Annotated in this window: 16 protein-coding genes; 7 read left to right on the plus strand and 9 right to left on the minus strand. The window is 69.5% G+C overall.

All coding sequences use genetic code 11. The features are described from left to right. Positions 1-2 precede the first annotated feature (2 nt). The 4 genes from AC1DF3_RS00130 to AC1DF3_RS00145 are packed head-to-tail and all read left to right on the plus strand — an operon-like array spanning position 3 to position 6,401. Positions 3-1,187, plus strand: a complete 1,185-nt coding sequence (locus AC1DF3_RS00130; RefSeq protein ID WP_478138492.1) for an efflux RND transporter periplasmic adaptor subunit — start codon at positions 3-5, stop codon at positions 1,185-1,187. After that, the gene (locus AC1DF3_RS00135) at positions 1,184-4,348 is read left to right on the plus strand and encodes an efflux RND transporter permease subunit (protein ID WP_478138493.1); all 3,165 of its coding nucleotides are present in this window, start codon (positions 1,184-1,186) and stop codon (positions 4,346-4,348) included. The genes AC1DF3_RS00130 and AC1DF3_RS00135 overlap by 4 nt, the downstream gene beginning before the upstream one ends. After that, complete coding sequence (locus AC1DF3_RS00140; protein ID WP_286531760.1) at positions 4,345-5,031, plus strand: heavy metal response regulator transcription factor; 687 nt, start codon at positions 4,345-4,347, stop codon at positions 5,029-5,031. Before AC1DF3_RS00135 ends, AC1DF3_RS00140 begins: the two co-directional genes overlap by 4 nt. Continuing rightward, on the plus strand, positions 5,028-6,401 hold the full coding sequence (locus AC1DF3_RS00145; protein ID WP_478138494.1) for a heavy metal sensor histidine kinase: 1,374 nt from the start codon (positions 5,028-5,030) through the stop codon (positions 6,399-6,401). The genes AC1DF3_RS00140 and AC1DF3_RS00145 overlap by 4 nt, the downstream gene beginning before the upstream one ends. A gap of 6 nt (positions 6,402-6,407) precedes the next feature. On the opposite strand, the gene AC1DF3_RS00150 is transcribed toward AC1DF3_RS00145, so the two are convergent. Genes AC1DF3_RS00150 through AC1DF3_RS00185 form a run of 8 tightly spaced genes read right to left on the minus strand, consistent with a single transcriptional unit; the run spans position 6,408 to position 15,677 of the window. Further along, positions 6,408-7,688: an amidohydrolase family protein gene (locus AC1DF3_RS00150; protein ID WP_478138495.1), complete on the minus strand. Its 1,281-nt coding sequence runs from the start codon at positions 7,686-7,688 to the stop codon at positions 6,408-6,410. Further along, the gene (locus tag AC1DF3_RS00155; protein WP_478138496.1) at positions 7,688-8,611 is read right to left on the minus strand and encodes an ABC transporter permease; all 924 of its coding nucleotides are present in this window, start codon (positions 8,609-8,611) and stop codon (positions 7,688-7,690) included. Before AC1DF3_RS00155 ends, AC1DF3_RS00150 begins: the two co-directional genes overlap by 1 nt. After that, complete coding sequence (locus AC1DF3_RS00160; protein ID WP_286531764.1) at positions 8,608-9,669, minus strand: ABC transporter permease; 1,062 nt, start codon at positions 9,667-9,669, stop codon at positions 8,608-8,610. Before AC1DF3_RS00160 ends, AC1DF3_RS00155 begins: the two co-directional genes overlap by 4 nt. Further along, on the minus strand, positions 9,666-11,207 hold the full coding sequence (locus tag AC1DF3_RS00165) for an ABC transporter ATP-binding protein (RefSeq protein WP_478138497.1): 1,542 nt from the start codon (positions 11,205-11,207) through the stop codon (positions 9,666-9,668). Before AC1DF3_RS00165 ends, AC1DF3_RS00160 begins: the two co-directional genes overlap by 4 nt. After that, positions 11,204-12,205, minus strand: a complete 1,002-nt coding sequence (locus AC1DF3_RS00170) for a BMP family protein (protein WP_301812143.1) — start codon at positions 12,203-12,205, stop codon at positions 11,204-11,206. The genes AC1DF3_RS00165 and AC1DF3_RS00170 overlap by 4 nt, the downstream gene beginning before the upstream one ends. Before the next feature lie 27 nt (positions 12,206-12,232). Beyond that, entirely contained in the window at positions 12,233-12,862 is a 630-nt protein-coding gene (upp, locus tag AC1DF3_RS00175) for a uracil phosphoribosyltransferase (protein WP_286367663.1), read from the minus strand. 56 nt (positions 12,863-12,918) lie between these two features. Then, positions 12,919-14,322 (minus strand): DUF1688 family protein, encoded by a 1,404-nt coding sequence (locus AC1DF3_RS00180; protein ID WP_478138498.1) that lies wholly within the window; start codon positions 14,320-14,322, stop codon positions 12,919-12,921. Then, on the minus strand, positions 14,319-15,677 hold the full coding sequence (locus tag AC1DF3_RS00185; RefSeq protein WP_286531768.1) for a GTP cyclohydrolase II: 1,359 nt from the start codon (positions 15,675-15,677) through the stop codon (positions 14,319-14,321). Before AC1DF3_RS00185 ends, AC1DF3_RS00180 begins: the two co-directional genes overlap by 4 nt. A 188-nt stretch (positions 15,678-15,865) precedes the next feature. Between AC1DF3_RS00185 and AC1DF3_RS00190 the strand changes: the two genes are divergently transcribed. Both AC1DF3_RS00190 and AC1DF3_RS00195 read left to right on the plus strand, forming a co-directional pair. Beyond that, entirely contained in the window at positions 15,866-16,417 is a 552-nt protein-coding gene (locus AC1DF3_RS00190; protein ID WP_286531769.1) for a sigma-70 family RNA polymerase sigma factor, read from the plus strand. Then, complete coding sequence (locus tag AC1DF3_RS00195; RefSeq protein ID WP_286531770.1) at positions 16,414-17,055, plus strand: DUF1109 domain-containing protein; 642 nt, start codon at positions 16,414-16,416, stop codon at positions 17,053-17,055. Before AC1DF3_RS00190 ends, AC1DF3_RS00195 begins: the two co-directional genes overlap by 4 nt. 12 nt (positions 17,056-17,067) lie before the next feature. On the opposite strand, the gene AC1DF3_RS00200 is transcribed toward AC1DF3_RS00195, so the two are convergent. After that, positions 17,068-18,585 (minus strand): helicase HerA-like domain-containing protein, encoded by a 1,518-nt coding sequence (locus AC1DF3_RS00200; RefSeq protein ID WP_478138499.1) that lies wholly within the window; start codon positions 18,583-18,585, stop codon positions 17,068-17,070. A 144-nt stretch (positions 18,586-18,729) separates the two neighbouring features. Between AC1DF3_RS00200 and AC1DF3_RS00205 the strand changes: the two genes are divergently transcribed. After that, complete coding sequence (locus AC1DF3_RS00205; protein ID WP_286504364.1) at positions 18,730-19,041, plus strand: phosphopantetheine-binding protein; 312 nt, start codon at positions 18,730-18,732, stop codon at positions 19,039-19,041.

The raw sequence follows: 19,041 nt of genomic DNA on the forward strand, positions 1-19,041 counted from the left end.
TCATGGACAGTCCTTCTTCAACATCCCGCCAGCGTCCGCGCTGGCTGCTTCATGCCGGCTGGCTGCTGCTCGCCGTGCTGCTCGCCGCGGGCGCCTGGCGCCTGATGCGGCATCCGGCCCAGCCGGTGGCCGCAGGGCCTGCGGGCGTCCCCGCGACCACCGTCCAGGTCGCCAGCGAGACGGTGCCGATCGCACGCAGCGGCGTCGGCACCGTGCTGCCGGTGGCCTCGGTGACGGTGCGCACGCGGGTCGACGGGCAGCTCGACAGCGTCGAGTTCAAGGAAGGGCAGGACGTCAAGGCCGGCCAGGTGCTGGTGCGCATCGATCCGCGCACCTTCCAGGCGCAGCTCGAGCAGCTGGTGGCGCAGAAGGCCAAGGACGAGGCCACGCTGGCCAATGCGCGCGCCGACCTGCAGCGCTACGGCGAGCTGATCAAGGAGGACGCCACCACCCAGCAGACGCTGGACACCCAGCGCGCGCTGGTCAACCAGCTGCAGGCTTCCCTGAAGAGCGACGAGGCGCAGATCCACCTGGCCCAGGTGCAGCTCGGCTTCACCACGATCGCCGCGCCGATCAGCGGGCGGATCGGCGCCCGGCTGGTCGACCCGGGCAACATCGTGCATGCGGCGGACGCGAACGGCCTGCTGGTGATCAACCAGATCGATCCGATCGCGGTCCAGTTCACCCTGCCCGAAAGCAGCTTCCAGGCGGTCAACAAGGCGCTGAACGGCAGCCATGAGCCGCTGGCGGTCGAGGCGATCGACCGCGACACCCGCGACGTGCTGGCGACCGGCAAGCTGGTGCTGCTGAACAACCAGATCGACACCGCCACCGGCACCATCTCGCTGAAGGCGCAGTTCGCCAATGCCGGCCATGCGCTGTGGCCGGGCCAGTCGGTCGACGCCCGGGTGGTGCTCGGCGAGCGGGCCGACGCGCTGACAGTGCCTTCGGCGGTGGTGCAGCGCAACCAGGAAGGCTTCTTCGCCTACGTGGTCGGGCCCGACGACAAGGTCCGGGCGCAGCCGCTGACGGTGGCCGACACGGTGAAGGGCAAGTCGGTGATCGAGACCGGCCTGGCGGCCGGCGACCGGGTGGTGCTGGACGGCCAGTACCGCCTGACACCCGGCGCACGGATCGTCGAGAAGGCCGCCGTCGTGCCGGTCGCGTCCTCGGGAGCCAAGCCTTGAACATCTCGGCCGCCTTCATCAAGCGCCCGATCGGCACCTCGCTGCTGGCCGCGGCCGTGCTGCTGATCGGGCTGGTCGCCTGGCCGATGCTGCCGGTGGCGCCGCTGCCGCAGGTCGACTTCCCGACCTTGCAGGTGACGGGCCGGCTGCCCGGCGCCAGCCCCGAGACGATGGCGTCCAACGTGGCCCAGCCGCTGGAACGCCAGTTCTCGCTGATCGCCGGGCTGTCGCAGATGACCTCGAGCAGCTCGCTCGGACTGACCCAGATCACCTTGCAGTTCGACCTCGACCGCAACATCGACGGTGCCGCGCTCGACGTCCAGACCGCGATCAATGCGGCGCAGGGCCAGTTGCCCAATAACCTGCCGAGCCCGCCGAGCTTCCGCAAGATCAATCCGGCCGACTCGCCGGTGCTGATCCTCGGCGTGCAGTCCAAGGTGCTGCCGCTGGTGCAGGTCAACGACTACGCCGACAACGTGCTGGCGCAGCAGATCTCGCGCATCTCGGGGGTCGGGCTGGTCAACATCTTCGGCGTCCAGAAGCCGTCGGTGCGGATCCAGGTCGATCCGGCCAAGATCAAGGCGGTCGGCTTGAGCCTGGAGGACGTGCGCGGCGTGATCGCCGCCACCACCGTCAGCGCGCCGACCGGCACCATCGACGGCGAGCGCCAGGCTTTCAACGTCTACACCAACGACCAGCTGCTCAAGGCCGCGCCCTGGAACGACATGGTGCTGGCCTGGCGCAACGGGGCGCCGATCCGGGTCCGCGACATCGGCGTCGCGGTCGACGGGCCGGAGAACAGCAAGGTCGCGGCCTGGGGCTTTGCCGGGCCGGCGGCAGCCGTTGGCAGCGACATCGCCAACGGCCGCGCGATCATGCTGGCGATCACCAAATCGCCGGGTGCCAACGTGATCGAGACGGTCGACCGCATCCAGGCGGCGATGCCGAAGCTGAAGGCGGCGATTCCGCCCAGCATCAGCGTCAACACGCTGGTCGACCGCACGCAGACCATCCGGGCCTCGGTCAAGGACGTCGAGTTCACGCTGCTGCTGTCGATCGCGCTGGTGGTGGCGGTGATCTTCGTCTTCCTGCGCAACGTCACGGTGACGCTGATCCCGAGCGTGACCGTGCCGCTGGCGCTGCTCGGCACCGCGGCCGTGATGTACGTGGTCGGCTACAGCCTGGACAACCTCTCGCTGATGGCGCTGACGATCGCGGTCGGCTTCGTGGTCGACGACGCGATCGTGATGCTGGAGAACATCTACCGCCACATCGAGGACGGCATGGCGCCGATGGAGGCGGCGCTGAAAGGGGCCGGCGAGATCGGCTTCACGATCATCTCGATCTCGGTCTCGCTGGTGGCGGTGTTCATCCCGCTGCTGCTGATGGGCGGCATCGTCGGGCGGCTGTTCCGCGAGTTCGCGGTCACGGTGACGCTGACCATCGTGGTGTCGGTGCTGATCTCGCTCACCTTGACGCCGATGCTCTGCGCGCGCTTCCTGAAGCCGCACGTGCCGAACGAGCGGCACGGCCGGCTCTACCTGCTGCTGGAACGCGGCTTCGACGCCATGCTCGATGGCTACAAGCGCGGGCTCGGCGTGGTGCTGCGCCATCCCTTCATCACCTTGATGAGTTTCATCGCGACGGTGGCGGCGACGGTGGCGCTGTTCATCGTGATCCCCAAGGGCTTCTTCCCGCAGCAGGACACCGGCTTTCTCTTCGGCACGGCCGACGCGGCACAGGACTCGTCGTCCAACGCGATGCGCGACCGGATGCTCAAGATCGCCGACATCATCCGCCAGGACCCGGATGTCACGAGCTTCGGCATGCAGGCCGGCGCGAGCACCTTCAACTCGGGCAATTTCTTCATCGGCCTCCGACCGAAGGACGAGGGCCGCACCGCCAACGCCGACGAGGTCATCGCCCGGCTGCGGCCGAAGCTGGCGCCGGTGCAGGGCATCACGCTGTTCATGCAGGCCGGGCAGGACATCAGCGTCGGCGGCCGGCCCTCGCGCACGCAATACCAGTACACGCTGACCGACACCGACCTGAACGAGCTCAACACCTGGGCGCCGAAGGTGCTGGCGCAACTGCGCGAGCTGCCGCAGCTGACCGACGTGACCTCCGACCAGCAGAACGCCGCGCCGACGGCCCAGGTGACGATCGACCGCCAGCGGGCATCGAGCTACGGCATCACGCCGGCGATGATCGACGCCGTGATCTACGACGCCATCGGCCAGCGCCAGGTGGCGCAGTACTTCACGCAGCTCAACAGCTACAACGTGGTGCTGGAGGTCACGCCGGAGCTGCAGCGCGATCCCTCGCTGTTCGATCGCCTGTACCTGACCTCGCCGATCAACGGCCAGCAGGTGCCGCTGTCGACCTTCGTCAAGCTCGACACCAGCAAGACCGGCTACCTGTCGATCAGCCACCAGGGGCAGTTCCCGGCGGTGACGGTGTCCTTCAACCTCAAGCCGGGCACCTCGCTGGGCCCGGCGGTCGATGCGATCAACGCGGCCCAGGCCCGGATGGGCGTGCCGGCCACCTTGAGCGGCACATTCCAGGGCACGGCGCAGGCCTTCGGCGATTCGCTGCGGACCCAGCCCTACCTGATCCTGGCAGCGCTGATCTCGGTCTACATCGTGCTGGGGCTGCTCTACGAGAGCTACATCCATCCGCTGACCATCCTGTCGACCCTGCCGTCGGCCGGCGTGGGCGCATTGCTGATCCTGATGGCCGGCGGTTACGATCTCAGCGTGATCGCACTGATCGGGATCATCCTGTTGATCGGGATCGTGAAAAAGAACGGCATCATGATCGTGGATTTCGCCCTGCACGCCGAGCGCGACCGCGGCATGTCGCCGCGCGATGCGATCTTCGAAGCCTGCATCCTGCGTTTCCGCCCGATCATGATGACCACCATGTGCGCACTGCTGAGCGGGCTGCCGCTGATGCTCGGCCACGGCGCCGGCTCCGAGCTGCGCCGGCCGCTGGGCTACGCGATGGTCGGCGGCCTGATCCTGTCGCAGATGCTGACCCTCTTCACGACGCCGGTGATCTATCTCTATCTCGACCGTGCCCATCACTGGTACGTGCGGCGCAAGGCGGCGCGCCAGCAGCGCCGGCTGCCGCCGGTGGCGGGCGGAGTGCTGATCGAATGAAGGTCCTGATCGTCGAGGACGAGCGCAAGACGGCCGACTACCTGTATCAGGGCCTGACCGAGCAGGGCTGCACCGTCGACCTCGCCTTCGACGGCATCGACGGCCAGCACCTGGCCTTGCACTACGACTTCGACGTGATCGTGCTCGACGTGATGCTGCCCGGACTGGACGGATTCAGCGTGCTCAAGTCGTTGCGCAGCGTGAAGAACACGCCCGTGATCATGCTGACGGCCAGGGACGGCGTGGCCGACCGGGTGCGCGGGCTGCAGGACGGCGCCGACGACTATCTGGTCAAGCCCTTTTCTTTCCTCGAACTGCTGGCCCGGCTGCAGGCGCTCACGCGGCGCGGCCGCAGCCAGGAAACGACCCTGCTGCGGGTCGGCGACCTGCGGGTCGACCTGCTGAGCCGCAAGGCGATCCGGCAGGAGCAACGGATCGACCTGACGGCCAAGGAGTTCGCGCTGCTGGCGGTGCTGGCACGGCGCCAGGGCGAGATCCTGTCGAAGACGGTGATCGCGGAGCTGGTCTGGGACATGAATTTCGACAGCAACACCAACGTGGTCGAAGTCGCGATCAAGCGCCTGCGCGCCAAGATCGATGCACCCTTCGGCAAGAACCTGCTGCACACCATCCGTGGCATGGGCTACGTGCTGGAGAACCGCATCGGTCCGGAGCCGGAATGAGGAACTCGATCGCGATCAGGCTGGCCGCGATGTTCGCGGCCGCGGCGCTGGTGGCCTTCGCGCTGCTGGGCGGCGCGCTGCACCGGGTGCTGTCGGTCGAGCTGGCGCGCCACCAGCAGGCACAGATCGATGGCCGGCTGGAGGACATGGCCTACATGCTCGAGCATGGGCGTGCCGTCGGCCTCGGCGAGCGCATCCGCGACAAGCTCGACACGCTGGGGGCCGCCGATCCGCGCACCCGTTCGTGGCTGGCCAGCGACGACCCGGCCTTCCGCTACGGCGAGGACCTGCCGCTGGTCGAAGCTGCGATCACGGCCGGGCGCGACAGCGTCGAGCTGCCGGTCGGCACGCCGCCCCGGCTGACCCGGATGCGGATCCGCGGCGGAGAGCTGGCGGCCAACGGGGCCCGGCCCGCGGTGCGCTATATCGCCGGCGTGGATGCCGAGCCCTTCGGCGACACCCTGCGCACTTTCGAGACGGCGGTGGTGCTGCTGACCTTGGCCGGCACGGCGCTGGCGGCGGCGCTCGGCTACTGGATCGCCCGCATCGGGCTCGGCCCGGTCCAGCGGCTGTCGGCCGATGCCCAGCGCATCGGGCCGGACGACCGTGCGCGGCGCCTGCAGCTGCCGGCGCTGCCGCGGGAACTGTCCGATCTCGGCAGCTCCTTCAATGCCGCGCTGGACCGGCTCGATGCCGCCTACCGGCAGCTCGCGACCTTCAGCGACGACGTCGCGCACGAACTGCGCACGCCGCTGGCCAACCTGATCGGCCAGACCCAGGTGGCGCTGGCCCGCGAGCGCAATGCGGACGCGCTGCGCGAGGTGCTGCAGTCGAATCTCGAGGAGCTCGAACGGCTGCGCGCGATCGTCGCCGACATGCTGTTCCTGGCGCGGGCCGAGCAGGGCGTTCGCGCGCGCGACCTGGTGGCGTCGTCCCTCGCGCAGGAGGTCGGCAAGACGGTGGAATTCCTCGACCTGCTGCTCGACGAGGCCGGCATGTCGGTGCAGGTGGAGGGCGATGCGGTGGCGCCGATCGAGACCTCGCTGTTCCGGCGCGCGCTGACCAACCTGCTGCAGAACGCGATCCAGCATTCGCGGCCCGGCAGCCGCGTCGTGGTCCGGATCGGTGGCGACGAGCGTTCGGCGGCGGTCAGCTTCTCGAACCCGAGCGCGCCGATCGCACCCGAACAGCTGCCGCGGCTGTTCGACCGCTTCTATCGCGTCGACTCTTCGCGCCGCAACAGCGGCGAGAACCACGGGCTCGGGCTGTCGATCGTCAAGGCGGTGGCGGTGATGCACAACGGCACCGTGTTCGCGCGCTCGGACAACGGCATCACGACGGTGGGCTTCAGCGTGGCGCTGAAAGCCTGAACCGGATCAGGCCCGCGGGTTCATCCAGCTGGTGGCCGGCGCCCGGCCCGGCAGGTGCAGCGCGGCCGTGGCGGCCGGCGTTTCGGCGATCAGCCTGCCTTTGCGATAGACCTTGAGCCGCGTCGCCCGCAGCCGGATTGCCTCGACCGGATCGCGCGCCTGAAGCAGGACAAAGCTGGCGTCGCAGCCGGCCTCCAGGCCGTAGCCTTCGAGGTGCATCACGCGGGCGGCGTTGACGGTCACGGCGTCGAAGCACTGCCGGATGCCGGCCTGGCTGGTCATCTGGGCCACGTGCAGGCCCATGTGCGCGACCTCCAGCATGTCGCCCGAGCCCATGCCGTACCAGGGGTCCATCACGCAGTCGTGGCCGAAGGCGACGTTGACGCCGGCGGCCATCAGCTCGGGCACCCGGGTCATGCCGCGGCGCTTGGGGTAGCTGTCGTGGCGGCCCTGCAGCGTGATGTTGATCAGCGGGTTCGAGACCACGGCGACGCCGCTCTCGGCGATCAGCGGCAGCAGCTTGCTGACGTAGTAGTTGTCCATCGAGTGCATCGAGGTGCAGTGCGAGCCCGTGACCCGGCCTTGCAGTCCGAGCCGCTGGGCCTCGAAGGCCAGGGTCTCGATGTGGCGCGACAGCGGGTCGTCGGATTCGTCGCAGTGCATGTCGACCAGCGTGCCGCGCTCGGCGGCGATCTCGCACAGCAGCTTCACGCTGGCGGCGCCGTCGGCCATCGTGCGTTCGAAATGCGGAATGCCGCCGACCACATCGACGCCCTTGTCGAGCGCGCGCTTCAGGTTGTCGACGCCGCCGGGCGAACGCAGCACGCCGTCCTGCGGAAAGGCCACCAGCTGCAGGTCGAGGTACGGCGCCACCAGCCGCTTGACCTCCAGCAGCGCGTCGACCGCCAGCAGGCTGGCATCGCTGGTGTCGACATGACTGCGGATCGCGAGCAGCCCCTTGGCCACGGCCCAGTCGCAATAGGCCAGCGCCCGCTCGATCAGGGCCTCGGCCTTGAGCAGCGGCTTGAGCTCGCCCCACAGCGCGATGCCTTCGAGCAGCGTGCCGCTCTGGTTGATGCGCGGCAGGCCGTAGCTCAGCGTGGCGTCCATGTGGAAGTGCGGGTCGACGAAATGGGGGGCGACGAGAAAGCCTTGGGCATCGAGCTTCTGCGCCGCCGGTACATCGAGGCCCGCCGTCACTTCGGCGATGCGGCCGTCCTGCACCGCGATCGACATGCCGGTGCGGCCGTCGGAGAGAGTGGCGTCGTGGACGAGGAGGTCGAGCATCAGCGCTCTCCTTTTCGGTAGGGTTTCATCAGTGCCTGCGGGTAGCTCGCCTTGCGCGCAACCAGCACCAGCGCCAGGATCGACAGCAGGTAGGGCAGCATCAGGTAGAGCTGGTAGGGCAGCACGGCATCGCCCGACTGCTGCAGCCGCAGCTGCAGCGCATCGAAGAAGGCGAACAGCAGCGCGCCCAGCAGCGCCTTGCCCGGCCGCCAGGATGCGAACACCACCAGTGCCACGCAGATCCAGCCGCGGCCGTTGACCATGTTGAAGAAAAAGGCGTTGAAGGCCGACGCCGTGAGGAACGAGCCCGCGACGCCCATCAGCGCCGAGCCGGCGACGATGGCGCCGGTGCGCGTGGCCGCGACCGACACGCCCTGGCCTTCGGCCGCCTGCGGGTTCTCGCCGACCATGCGCACCGCCAGCCCGACCGGCGTGCGGTACAGCACCCAGGCGAGCAGCGGCACCAGCAGCAACGCCAGCAAGGTGAGTGGCGTCTGCGCCGAGAGCACCGGCACCTGAAGCCAGTCCATCGGCGCGAACGGCGTCACGGTCGGCGGCGTGTTGACCTTCGGGAAGCTCACGCGGTAGCCGTAGTAGCTCAGCGCGGTCGCCAGCAGCGTGATGCCCAGCCCCGACACATGCTGCGACAGCGCCAGGCCGACCGTCAGGAACGCATGCAGCAGGCCGAACAGCGCACCCGCCAGCGCCGCGACGCCGACCCCGGCCCACAGCGGCGCGCCGGCGTAGACCGCGAGCCAGCCGGCGAAGGCACCGGCGACCATGATGCCCTCGATGCCGAGGTTCAGCACGCCAGCCCGCTCGCAGAGCAGCACGCCCAGGGTGCCGAAGATCAGCGGCGTGGCGATGCGCAGCACCGCGACCCAGAACGAGGCGTTCGACAGGATGTCGGCGATGTCGGTCATTTCAGGCGCACCCGGTACTGCGTCAGCAGCGTGGCGACCAGCACAGCGATCAGCGAGGCGGCGACGATCACGTCGGCGATGTAGGTCGGCACGCCGATCGCGCGGCTCATCGTGTCGGCACCGACCAGCACGCCGGCGACGAACACGCCCGCCGCCAGCACGCCGAGCGGATGGAGCCCGGCCAGCATCGCGATCACGATGCCGCTGTAGCCATAGCCGGGCGACATGTCCAGGGTGACGTAACTGGTGCGCCCGGCGACCTCGATCGCGCCTGCGAGGCCGGCCAGGGCACCCGACAGCAGCGCCACCCACACCACGGTGCGCGTCACCGGAACGCCCGCGAAGGCCGCGGCGCGGGCGTTGGCGCCGACCGCGCGGATGTCGAAGCCGATCACGGTGTACTTGAACAGCAGCCAGACCAGCACCGCCAGCCCGGCGGCCCACAGCAGCCCGGTGTGGATCCGGGTCTGGACGACCAGCTTGGCCAGCTCCAGCTCCGACTGCAGCGAGACGCTCTGCGGCCAGCCCATCGCGCTCGGGTCCTTCATCGGGCCGTCGAGCATCGCCGAGACCCCGAGCAGCACGATGAAGTTGATCAGCAGCGTGGTCACCACCTCGTCGACGCCGAGCCGGCTCTTCATGAGCGCCGGCCCCAGCAGCAGCAGCGCGCCGGCGAGCGCCGCCGCCGCCATCATGAGCGGGAACAGCAGCCAGGTCGGCAGCTCGAAGCCGGTGCCGCCATGCAGGCCGCCGACCGCCACCGCGGCCAGCGCCCCGGCATAGAGCTGGCCTTCGGCGCCGATGTTGAAAAGCCGGGCCTTGAAGGCCACGGTGGCCGCCAGGCCGGTGAGGATCAGCGGCACGGCGCGGGTCAGGGTCTCGCTCCAGGCGAAGACCGAGCCGAAGCCGCCTTGCAGCAGCAGCGCATAGGTGCGTCCGACCGGCGCGCCGGCCCAGAGCACGAGCAGGGCGCTCACCAGAAGGGTGAACGCGACCGCGCCGACCGGCGCCAGCAGCAGCGCGGCGCGCGAGCTTCGATGCCGGCGCTCGAGCCTCATGAGCCCGCCATCGCCAGGCCGATGGCCTCGCGCGTCCAGGCGGCGGCGGGCCGCGGCTCGCCGAGTTCGCCGCCATGCATCACGGCGACCCGGTCGCCCAGGGTCAGCACCTCGTCGAGGTCATCGGAGATCAGCAGCACCGCCGCGCCGGCATCGCGTGCCGCGATCAGCTGCTGCTGCACGTAGGCGACGGCACCGATGTCCAGGCCCCAGGTCGGCTGGTGCGCGACGATCAGCCGCGGCGTGCGCTGCTTCGCGCTGGCCGAGGCCGGCGCCATCAGCGCCCGGCCGAGGATCAGCTTCTGCATGTTGCCGCCCGACAGGGCCCGGGCCGGTGCGTCGAGGCCGGCGCCGCGCACGTCGTAGGCCTTCTCGACGCTGCGCGCATGGGCCTTCGCGGCGCCGCGCCGGACCCACAGCCAGCGCGAGAAAGCCCGGCTGCGCAGGCGCTCCGAGACCGCGTTCTCCCACACGGGCAGGTCGCCCACCACACCGACCGCATGGCGGTCCTCCGGAATCCGGGCCACGCCGCGCTGCACCAGCCGGGCCGGCGTGGGCGGCAGTTCGCGGCCCATCAGCCGGACCGTGCCGGCGATGGCTCGCCGGGTGCCGCTCAGCAGCTCGGCCAGCGCCACCTGGCCATTGCCGGAGACACCTGCCACCGCGACGATCTCGCCCGCCCGCAGCGAAAGGCTGACGTCCAACAGTCGATCGTGTCCGCTGCCCCCGGTGCGCACGTGGTCGAGCACGCAGACCGCGTCGCCGACCCGGCCGGCCGGCCGGCGTACCGTGTTCTCGATCGCATGGCCGACCATCCACAGCGCAAGCTGCGCCTGCGTGGTGTCGCCGGCGCGGGCCTCGGCCACCAGCCGGCCGCCGCGCAGCACCGCGATCCGGTGCGACACCCGCAGCACCTCGGGCAGCTTGTGGCTGATGAAGATGATCGACAGGCCCTGGGCCGCCATCTGGGCCAGGGTGGCGAACAGCGCCTCGCTTTCCTGCGGCGTCAGCACCGCGGTCGGCTCGTCGAGGATCAGGATGCGGGCGTCGCGGTACAGCGCCTTGAGGATCTCGACCCGCTGCCGTTCGCCGACCGACAGACTGCCGACCCGGGCCTCCGGCTGCACCGGCAGTCCGAAGCGCTTCGCCACCGCCAGCAGCCGGGTGCGTGCCGCATGGCGGCGCGAGAAGGGCTGCCAGAGCGGCTCGGTCCCGATCAGCACGTTGTCGAGGACGCTGAGGTTGTCGGCCAGCGTGAAATGCTGGTGCACCATGCCGATGCCGGCGGCCAGCGCCGCCTTCGGATTGCCGGGCGCGAGTGGCCGCCCGAAGACCTCGATCTCGCCCGCGTCGGCCACGTAGTGCCCGAACAGGATCGACATCAGGGTCGACTTGCCGGCGCCGTTCTCGCCGAGCAGCGCCAGCACCTCGCCGCCCTGCAGCGTGAGCGAGATGCCGTCGTTGGCCACCAGTGTGCCGAAGCGCTTGGTGATGCCGCGCAGCGACAGCACCGCGGCGGGCGGCGTCCCGCCGCTCACTTGGCGGTCGACTTGGGCTGGCTGTCGTCCACCTTGATGGTGGTCTTGCCCGAGAGGATGTCGGCCTGCTTGGCCTTCACCTTGGCGACGATGTCGGCCGGCACCTTGGCCTCGAAGGTGCCGAGCGGGGCGAGCTCCGAGCCCTTGTGCTTCATCATCGAATAGGGGCCGTAGTCCTCGGCCGTGAACTTGCCTTCTTTCACGAGCTTGATCGCGCGGTCGGCCGAGGGCTCGAAGTTCCAGAGCGCGGAGGCGACCACGGTGTCGGGGTACTTGTCCTGCGTGTTGATCACGTTGCCGATCGCGAGCTTGCCCTTTTCCTTGGCCGCATCGCTGACGCCGAAGCGCTCGGCGTACATCACGTCGGCGCCCTTGTCGATCATCGCGAAGGCGGCTTCCTTGGCCTTCGGCGGATCGAACCAGCTGTTGATGAAGCTGACGCTGAACTCGACCTTCGGATTGGTCTCCTTGGCGCCGGCCATGAAGGCGTTCATGAGGCGGTTCACCTCGGGGATCGGGAAGCCGCCGACCATGCCGATCTTGTTGCTCTTGGTCATGCCGCCGGCGACCATGCCCGACAGGTAGGCCGGCTCCTGGATGTAGTTGTCGAAGACCGAGAAGTTGGGCGCCTGCGGCTTCAGCGAGGAGCCCATCAGGAAGGCGGTCTTGGGAAAGTCCTTGGCGACCTTGCGCGCCGCCGCCTCGACGCCGAAGACCTCGCCGAGGATCAGCTGGTTGCCGGCGGTCGCGTACTCGCGCATCACGCGCTCGTAGTCGGCGTTGGCGACGTTCTCGGTGGCCGTGTACTCGATCTCGCCGCGCGCCTCGGCCGCCTTGAGCGCCTTGTGGATGCGCCCCACCCATTGCTGTTCGAAGGGCACGGTGTACACCGCCGCGACCTTGAGCTTGGCCTGCGCCAGCGCGAGGCCCGGTGCCCCCGCGGCGAGCGCGGCTGCGATGGCGACCGAACGGATGATCAGATGGCGGCGTAGGGACACAGTGGACTCCTCGTTCTTGAGTTGAAGTTATTTGGTGCCGAAGATTCTGTCGCCGGCGTCGCCGAGGCCGGGCAGGATGTAGCCGTGGCTGTTGAGTTCGCGGTCGATCGCGGCGGTGTAGATCGGAACGTCCGGGTGCGCGTCCTGCATGGTCTTGACGCCCTCGGGGCAGGTCAGCAGGCAGACGAACTTGATCGACTTGGGGTTCAGCTCCTTGAGCCGTTCGACCGCCGCCACGGCCGAGTTGCCGGTCGCCAGCATCGGGTCGACCACGATCGCATCGCGTTCCTCCATGCCGCCGGGCATCTTGAAGTAGTACTCGACCGCGGTGAGCGTCTTGGGGTCGCGGTACAGGCCGATGTGGCCGACGCGGGCGCCCGGGATGACGCTCAGCATGCCGTCGAGGATGCCGGTGCCCGCGCGCAGGATCGACACCAGCACCACCTTCTTGCCGTCGATCACCTTGGCATGCATGGTCTCCAACGGCGTCTCGATCTCGATGTCCTGCATGGCCATGTCGCGCGTGACCTCGTAGGCCATGAGCATGCTGATCTCGTTGAGAAGCCGGCGGAAGCTGTTGGTGCTGGCCTCCTTGCGGCGCATCAGCGTGAGCTTGTGCTGGACGAGTGGGTGGTCGACGAGGTGGACGTTGCTCATGGATTTGCAGGAAGGCGCGAGGGCGTTCTTGTCGTTGTGAAAAAAGGATGTGAAGTCTAGAAGACGGTGCCGTCGCTCTCGATGCGCAGGGGTGGCGCGCCCTCACGCAAGCGCTGTGCCATGACACGGCCGGCGGCCCAGGTGCCGCCTTCGAGCACGCGGGCCAGGGGCAGGTCTTCTTCGCTGAGTTCCATCACCCGGCGCACCCGCGCCGCGACCTCGTCGAGCAGGGCCACGGTCAGCGCCCGCCACTCGACGATGAACTCGTCGCCGACCTTCCACGAGCGCTGCAGAAACGCCGGGCTGCGCGGCACGATCAGGCCGCTGTCGATCAGCAGGCCGCCGTTGCGGTACTCGGGCAGCGCGGTCAGGGCCTCGACGTGGCGCACCTTGACGCCGGCCCACTCGAAGGGCTCGAGCATCGAGTAGGTGAGCCACTGCGACAGCTTGTGGAAAGGCATCCAGCCGTTCGTGAGGCCGGGCCCGCGCACGGCACGGTGGCGCCAGCAATCGCCCAGTGCCAGCGCCGGATCGCCCGAGCCGATCGCAGCATCGCTGCCGTCGGCCGCGATGCTGTCGATCGCGTTGGCCGCCGGCCAGATGCCCGACAGCGATTCGAGCAGCAGGGACAGGATGTCGTGGGCCGCGATCTCGGCGGTGGGCGGCGCCGCCGGCCCGTACGGCCCGATCAGCGCATCGAACAGGCCCCCAGGCCGGCCGTCGTCGCCGAACACCTCGGGCCGCTCCTGCATCGCTTCGCCGAGCCGGCGCAGCAGCGTGGCCCTGCCCGCCAGCCCGACCAGCGGATTGACCGAGCTGACCTGGAAGGCGTCGCCCAGCCGGTCGGTGACCAGGGCGCGCAGGCCGGCGGCATCGGCCTGCAGCGGATGGGCGGGGTCGGACGAGAACAGTCCGATGGTGAAGGCATGGAAGCTGGCGATGCCCAGGCCCTCGGAGCGCGTGAAGCGCTGGCCGCTGGTGGCCTCGAAGTAGTGCCAGTCGGGGCCGGCACCGGCGTCGAGCAGCACGCTGACCAGCACCAGGTCGAGGTGGGCGCGGGCGCGCTGGCGCGCCGTGACATCGCCGAGCAGCTGGTCGAGGGCCGCCACACGGTTGACGCCGCCGGCCTCGAAATGACGCCAGCGGCTGTGGTAGGGGATCGGGCCCCAGGCATAGCGGTCGCGCGTGACCTCGGCCACCGTGCGGGCCGTGTCCTCGAGGGCATCGTCGTTGCCGATCGTGAACCATTCGGATTCGCCCGCGCGGGCCCGTGCCAGCAGCGCCGCCGCGCGGCTGCGCACCGCCTGCGTGGTGCGCAGGAAGGCAGCGGCACCGGCCGGGTGCGCGGTGTCGCCGACGAATTCGACCGCCGGGTCGACATGGCCTTCGGCGTCGGCGCTCAGCACGCCGGGATTGGCGGTCGGCCGTTCGGGGTCGACCCCGTAGTTGCTGCCGCTCATTGGTCGAGCCCCCGGCCCTTGGCCTTCTTGAGTTCCTCGGCGTCGGGCACCGCGCCGGGCGTGAAGTAGCCGGCCGCCATCTTGGCGTCCATCTCGACCCGGGCGTCGGCCGGGATCAGTTCGTCGGGGATGTTGACCCGGGTGCCGATCTCGATGCCCGAGCCCGTGATGGCGTCGAACTTCATGTTGCTCATCGACACCAGGCGGTGGATCTTGCGGATGCCGAGCCAATGGAAGACATCGGGCATCAGCTCCTGGAAGCGCATGTCCTGGACGCCGGCCACGCACTCCGTGCGGGCGAAGTACTGGTCGGCGGTGTCGCCGCCGACCTGGCGCTTGCGCGCGTTGTAGACCAGGAACTTGGTGACTTCGCCGAGCGCCCGGCCCTCCTTGCGCGAGTAGGCGATCAGGCCGACGCCGCCGCGCTGGGCACCCTGGATGCACTCCTCGATGGCATGTGTCAGGTAGGGGCGGCAGGTGCAGATGTCGGAGCCGAACACGTCCGAGCCGTTGCATTCGTCGTGGATGCGGGCGGTGAGCTCGACTTCAGGGTTGGCGAGGTCCCGCGCGTTGCCGAAGATGTAGAGGGTCTGGCCGCCGATGGGCGGCAGGAACACCTCGAGGTCGGAGCGGGTGACGAGTTCGGGGTACATGCCGCCGGTCTCCTCGAACAGCACGCGGCGCAGGTCGGTCTCGGAGCAGCCGAAGCGCTGGGCCACCGCGGGCAGGTACCAGACCGGCTCGATGGCGGCCTTGGTGACCATCGCCGCGCCGCCGGCGGTCAGGAACTTGCCGTCGGCCTTCAGGCGGCCGCTCTGAAGGGCCTCGATCACCTCGGGCAGGATCACGTGGGCCTTGGTGATCGCGATGGTCGGGCGGATGTCGTAGCCGGCCGCGAGTTCGGTTGCGAAGGCGTCGGCCACCACCGCGCCCCAGGGGTCGAGCGAGACGATCCGGCCGGGCTCGCTCCATTGCGGGTAGGGCCCGATGGCGTCGGTCGGCGAGGTGTTGGTGAGGTCGGCCTTGTGGTGCGGCGAGAGGGCCCCGGCGGCCACGGCCAGCGCCCGGTAGACGCTGTAGGACCCGCTGTGGGTGCCGATGACGTTGCGATGCGCGCGCTTGGTGGTGGTGCCGACCACCGGGCCGCGCTCGGCTGCGGTCGCCGCGCCCCACTGGATCGGCAGGGCGCCGAAACCGCCGGCATGCGAGGTCAGGCGGATGTGGCTGCGAGGGGGAGGGGTCCCGGGAAGGGTCGGGGAGAGCGCGGCCGGCTCGGGCGGCACGGCGTCGGGGGAGGGCTGGGAAGCGGTCGGAACGGAAGCGGAAGAAGGAGTCGGAACGGTGTCTACGGACATTGCGGGCCCTCAAAAAACACAATGTACCGATGGCTCCGGGAACTGGCAAGCTGGCGCATACGCCATTTGCCGTAAACCCGGGGCCTCGCGGTTCGTGCTTGCCGTCACGGCACAATCCGGCGGTCTTCTTTTTTTGGCTGCGCCTGTAACCGGCCGCGGCCGTTGCCCGAATGTCAGAGAGAAGCCCGATGGCGAAAAGCGAAGCGGAGTTGCGGCTGCACGGGTTGTTCGTGCGCGGGCTCGCCGGCGACGCGGCCGCCTATCGCAGCTTCCTGGAGCAGCTTGCCTCGCACCTTCGCGCCTTCCTGGCCCGGCGACTGTTCGGCTGGCCCGACGAGGTCGAGGACCTGGTCCAGGAATGTCTTCTCGCCATGCACAACCAGCGCCACACCTACCAGCCCGACCAGCCCCTGACCGCCTGGGTGCATGCGATCGCGCGCTACAAGATGATCGACCTGCTGCGGGCGCGGGCCGGTCGCGAGGCGCTGCACGACCCGCTGGACGACGACCTCGCCGTGTTCGCCGAGTCGGCCACCGAGGCCAGCGATGCGCGGCGCGACCTGGCGGGCCTGCTGGCGACGCTGCCGGACCGCCATCGGCTGCCGATCGTCCACACCCGGCTCGAAGGGCTGTCGGTCGCCGAGACCGCGCGCCTGACCGGCATGTCGGAATCGGCGGTCAAGGTGGGCGTTCACCGCGGACTGAAGGCGCTGGCGCAGAAGATCAGGGGGAGCCGATGAGAACCGACCAACTGGTCGCCCTGCTGGCGGCGGATGCCGCCCCGGTGCGCCGGCGCGCGGTGTCGCGCCGGCTGGGGGTGGCGCTGGCGATCGCACTGCCGGTCTCGGCGGCCTGGATGCTGATGGCCTACGGCGTGCGGCGCGACCTGATCGAGGCCATGTTCTGGCCGATGTTCTGGGTTCGCCTGCTGTTCGGCGCCGGCATCGCCCTGGCAGCGTTCGTGGTGGTGCAGCGGCTGGCGCGTCCGGGCGTGCGGGTTCGGGGCGCGTGGCTGGGGCTGGCGGCGCCGGTGCTGCTGATCTGGCTGCTGGCCCTGGTGGCGTTGCTCTCCGCGCCGGTCGAAGAGCGCGCGGCGCTGGTCATGGGGCACACCTGGCGCAGCTGCGCCATCGACATCGCCGTGGTGTCGCTGCCGATGTTCGCGGCCCTGCTGTGGGCGCTCAAGGGCCTCGCGCCGACCCGGCCGGCGCTGGCCGGCGCGGCGGCCGGCGCGCTGGCCGGCGGCGCCGGGGCGATGGTCTACGCCCTCCATTGCCCGGAGCTGGCGGCGCCGTACATCGCGGTCTGGTACGTGGCGGGCATCGCGCTGCCGGTGGTCGCCGGCGCCCTGATCGGGCCCCGGCTGCTGCGCTGGTGAGCTGGCCGCAGGCTATCGCCTGGTCTTCGAGCCGAAGATCCCGCCCAGCACCCCGCGCAGGATCTCGCGCCCCACCGTCGTGCCCATGGTCCGCACGGCCGATTTCGCCATGGTCTGCGCCAGGCCGTCGTGCTTGCCGCCGCGTGGCCCGGTGGAGCCGAACAGCAACTCGTTGAGGCTGCCCATGACACCGCCCGACTCCGGCGCCGCCGGCGCGCCGGGCTTGCCGGCGGTGGCGGGCGCATCGGGCGCGGTCGCGGCGCGGCCCTTGAGCTTCTCGTAGGCCGACTCGCGGTCGACGGCTTTCTCGTAGACGCCCGCCACCAGCGAATTGGCGATCAGGGCCTGCCGCTGGGCCGGCGTGATCGGGCCGATCTGGCTGCCCGGCGGCAGCACGAAGACGCGTTCGGTGACGCTCGGGCGGCCCTTGTCGTCGAGGAAGCTCACCAGCGCCTCGCCGACCGCGAGCTCGGTGATCGCCGCCTCGATGTCCAGCCCCGGCTTCTGGCGCATCGTGGTGGCGGTCGCCTTCACCGCCTTCTGGTCGCGCGGCGTGAACGCCCGCAAGGCATGCTGCACCCGGTTGCCGAGCTGGGCCAGGACCGAATCCGGGATGTCCAGCGGGTTCTGCGTGACGAAGAACACGCCCACGCCCTTGGAGCGCACCAGCCGCACCACCAGTTCGATCCGCTCGACCAGGGCCTTGGGTGCCTCGTTGAACAGCAGGTGGGCCTCGTCGAAGAAGAACGCCAGCTTGGGCTGCTCGGGGTCGCCGATCTCGGGCAGCTGTTCGAACAGTTCCGACAGCATCCACAGCAGGAAGGTGGCGTAGAGCCGCGGCGAGTTCATGAGCTTGTCGGCCGCCAGGATGTTGATCACGCCCTTGCCATCCACCGACTGCATGAAGTCGGCGATGTTGAGCATCGGCTCGCCGAAGAACTTGTCGCCGCCCTGGCTCTCGATCGCGAGCAGGCCGCGCTGGATCGCGCCCACGCTGGCGGCGCTGATGTTGCCGTATTCGGTCGTGAACTGGCTGGCGTTCTCGCCCACGTGCTGCAGCATCGCCCGCAGGTCCTTGAGGTCGAGCAGCAGCAGGCCGTTGTCGTCGGCGATCTTGAACACCAGGTTCAGCACGCCCGACTGGGTCTCGTTCAGGTTGAGCATCCGGCCCAGCAGCAGCGGGCCCATGTCGGACACCGTGGCGCGTACCGGATGGCCCTGCTCGCCGAAGACGTCCCACAGCGTGACCGGGCAGGCGAGGGGCGTCGGCAGGTCGAGCCCGCGCTCTTTCAGGATGCCCGCCATCTTGGCGCCGATGCTGCCGGCCTGGCTGGCGCCGGTGAGGTCGCCCTTGACGTCGGCCATGAACACCGGCACCCCGATCGACGACAGCTTTTCGGCGATGGTCTGGAGCGTGACGGTCTTGCCGGTGCCGGTGGCGCCGGTGATCAGGCCGTGTCGATTGGCCAGCCCCGGGAGCAGGGTGCATTCGATGCTGCCGTGGCGGGCGATGAGGAGAGGGTCGGCCATGGGGTTTTCCGGTCGTTCGAAGGGGCCCAGTCTAGCGAAGCCGGCCTCCTATAATCGCGACCCCATGCGAAGCTTCCTCCGGTGTGACCGAAGGCGTCTTCGCGTATCTCTTTGCGACAATTCCCCAAGACCCGGAGTTCTCCTTTGTCATCGACTGCCCAATCCCCCGTTCCCGCCGCTGGCGACGCCTCCGAACAGTCACCCCTCGAGAATGAATTGGCTGTCCTCCTGGTCGAGTCGCTCAACCTGGAAGTGGCCCCGGCCGACATCGTGCCGACCGCACCGCTGTACGGCGAAGGCCTCGGGCTCGATTCGATCGACATCCTGGAAGTCGCGTTGGAGGTGTCGCGCAAGTACGGCTTCCAGCTGCGCTCGGACGACGAGCGCAACCAGCAGATCTTCGAATCGCTGCGCAGCCTGGCCGCGCATGTCGCGGCGCACCGCGGCACGTCCTGA

Source organism: Variovorax sp. 10N432 (genome assembly GCF_056394465.1).

Coding starts and splice junctions, on each gene's coding strand:
- AC1DF3_RS00130 (WP_478138492.1), top strand. CDS start 3: ATGGACAGTCCTTCTTCAACATCCCGCCAGCGTCCGCGCTGGCTGCTT.
- AC1DF3_RS00140 (WP_286531760.1), top strand. CDS start 4,345: ATGAAGGTCCTGATCGTCGAGGACGAGCGCAAGACGGCCGACTACCTG.
- AC1DF3_RS00145 (WP_478138494.1), top strand. CDS start 5,028: ATGAGGAACTCGATCGCGATCAGGCTGGCCGCGATGTTCGCGGCCGCG.
- AC1DF3_RS00150 (WP_478138495.1), bottom strand. CDS start 7,688: ATGCTCGACCTCCTCGTCCACGACGCCACTCTCTCCGACGGCCGCACC.
- AC1DF3_RS00155 (WP_478138496.1), bottom strand. CDS start 8,611: ATGACCGACATCGCCGACATCCTGTCGAACGCCTCGTTCTGGGTCGCG.
- AC1DF3_RS00160 (WP_286531764.1), bottom strand. CDS start 9,669: ATGAGGCTCGAGCGCCGGCATCGAAGCTCGCGCGCCGCGCTGCTGCTG.
- upp (WP_286367663.1), bottom strand. CDS start 12,862: ATGAGCAACGTCCACCTCGTCGACCACCCACTCGTCCAGCACAAGCTC.
- AC1DF3_RS00180 (WP_478138498.1), bottom strand. CDS start 14,322: ATGAGCGGCAGCAACTACGGGGTCGACCCCGAACGGCCGACCGCCAAT.
- AC1DF3_RS00185 (WP_286531768.1), bottom strand. CDS start 15,677: ATGTCCGTAGACACCGTTCCGACTCCTTCTTCCGCTTCCGTTCCGACC.
- AC1DF3_RS00190 (WP_286531769.1), top strand. CDS start 15,866: ATGGCGAAAAGCGAAGCGGAGTTGCGGCTGCACGGGTTGTTCGTGCGC.
- AC1DF3_RS00195 (WP_286531770.1), top strand. CDS start 16,414: ATGAGAACCGACCAACTGGTCGCCCTGCTGGCGGCGGATGCCGCCCCG.
- AC1DF3_RS00200 (WP_478138499.1), bottom strand. CDS start 18,585: ATGGCCGACCCTCTCCTCATCGCCCGCCACGGCAGCATCGAATGCACC.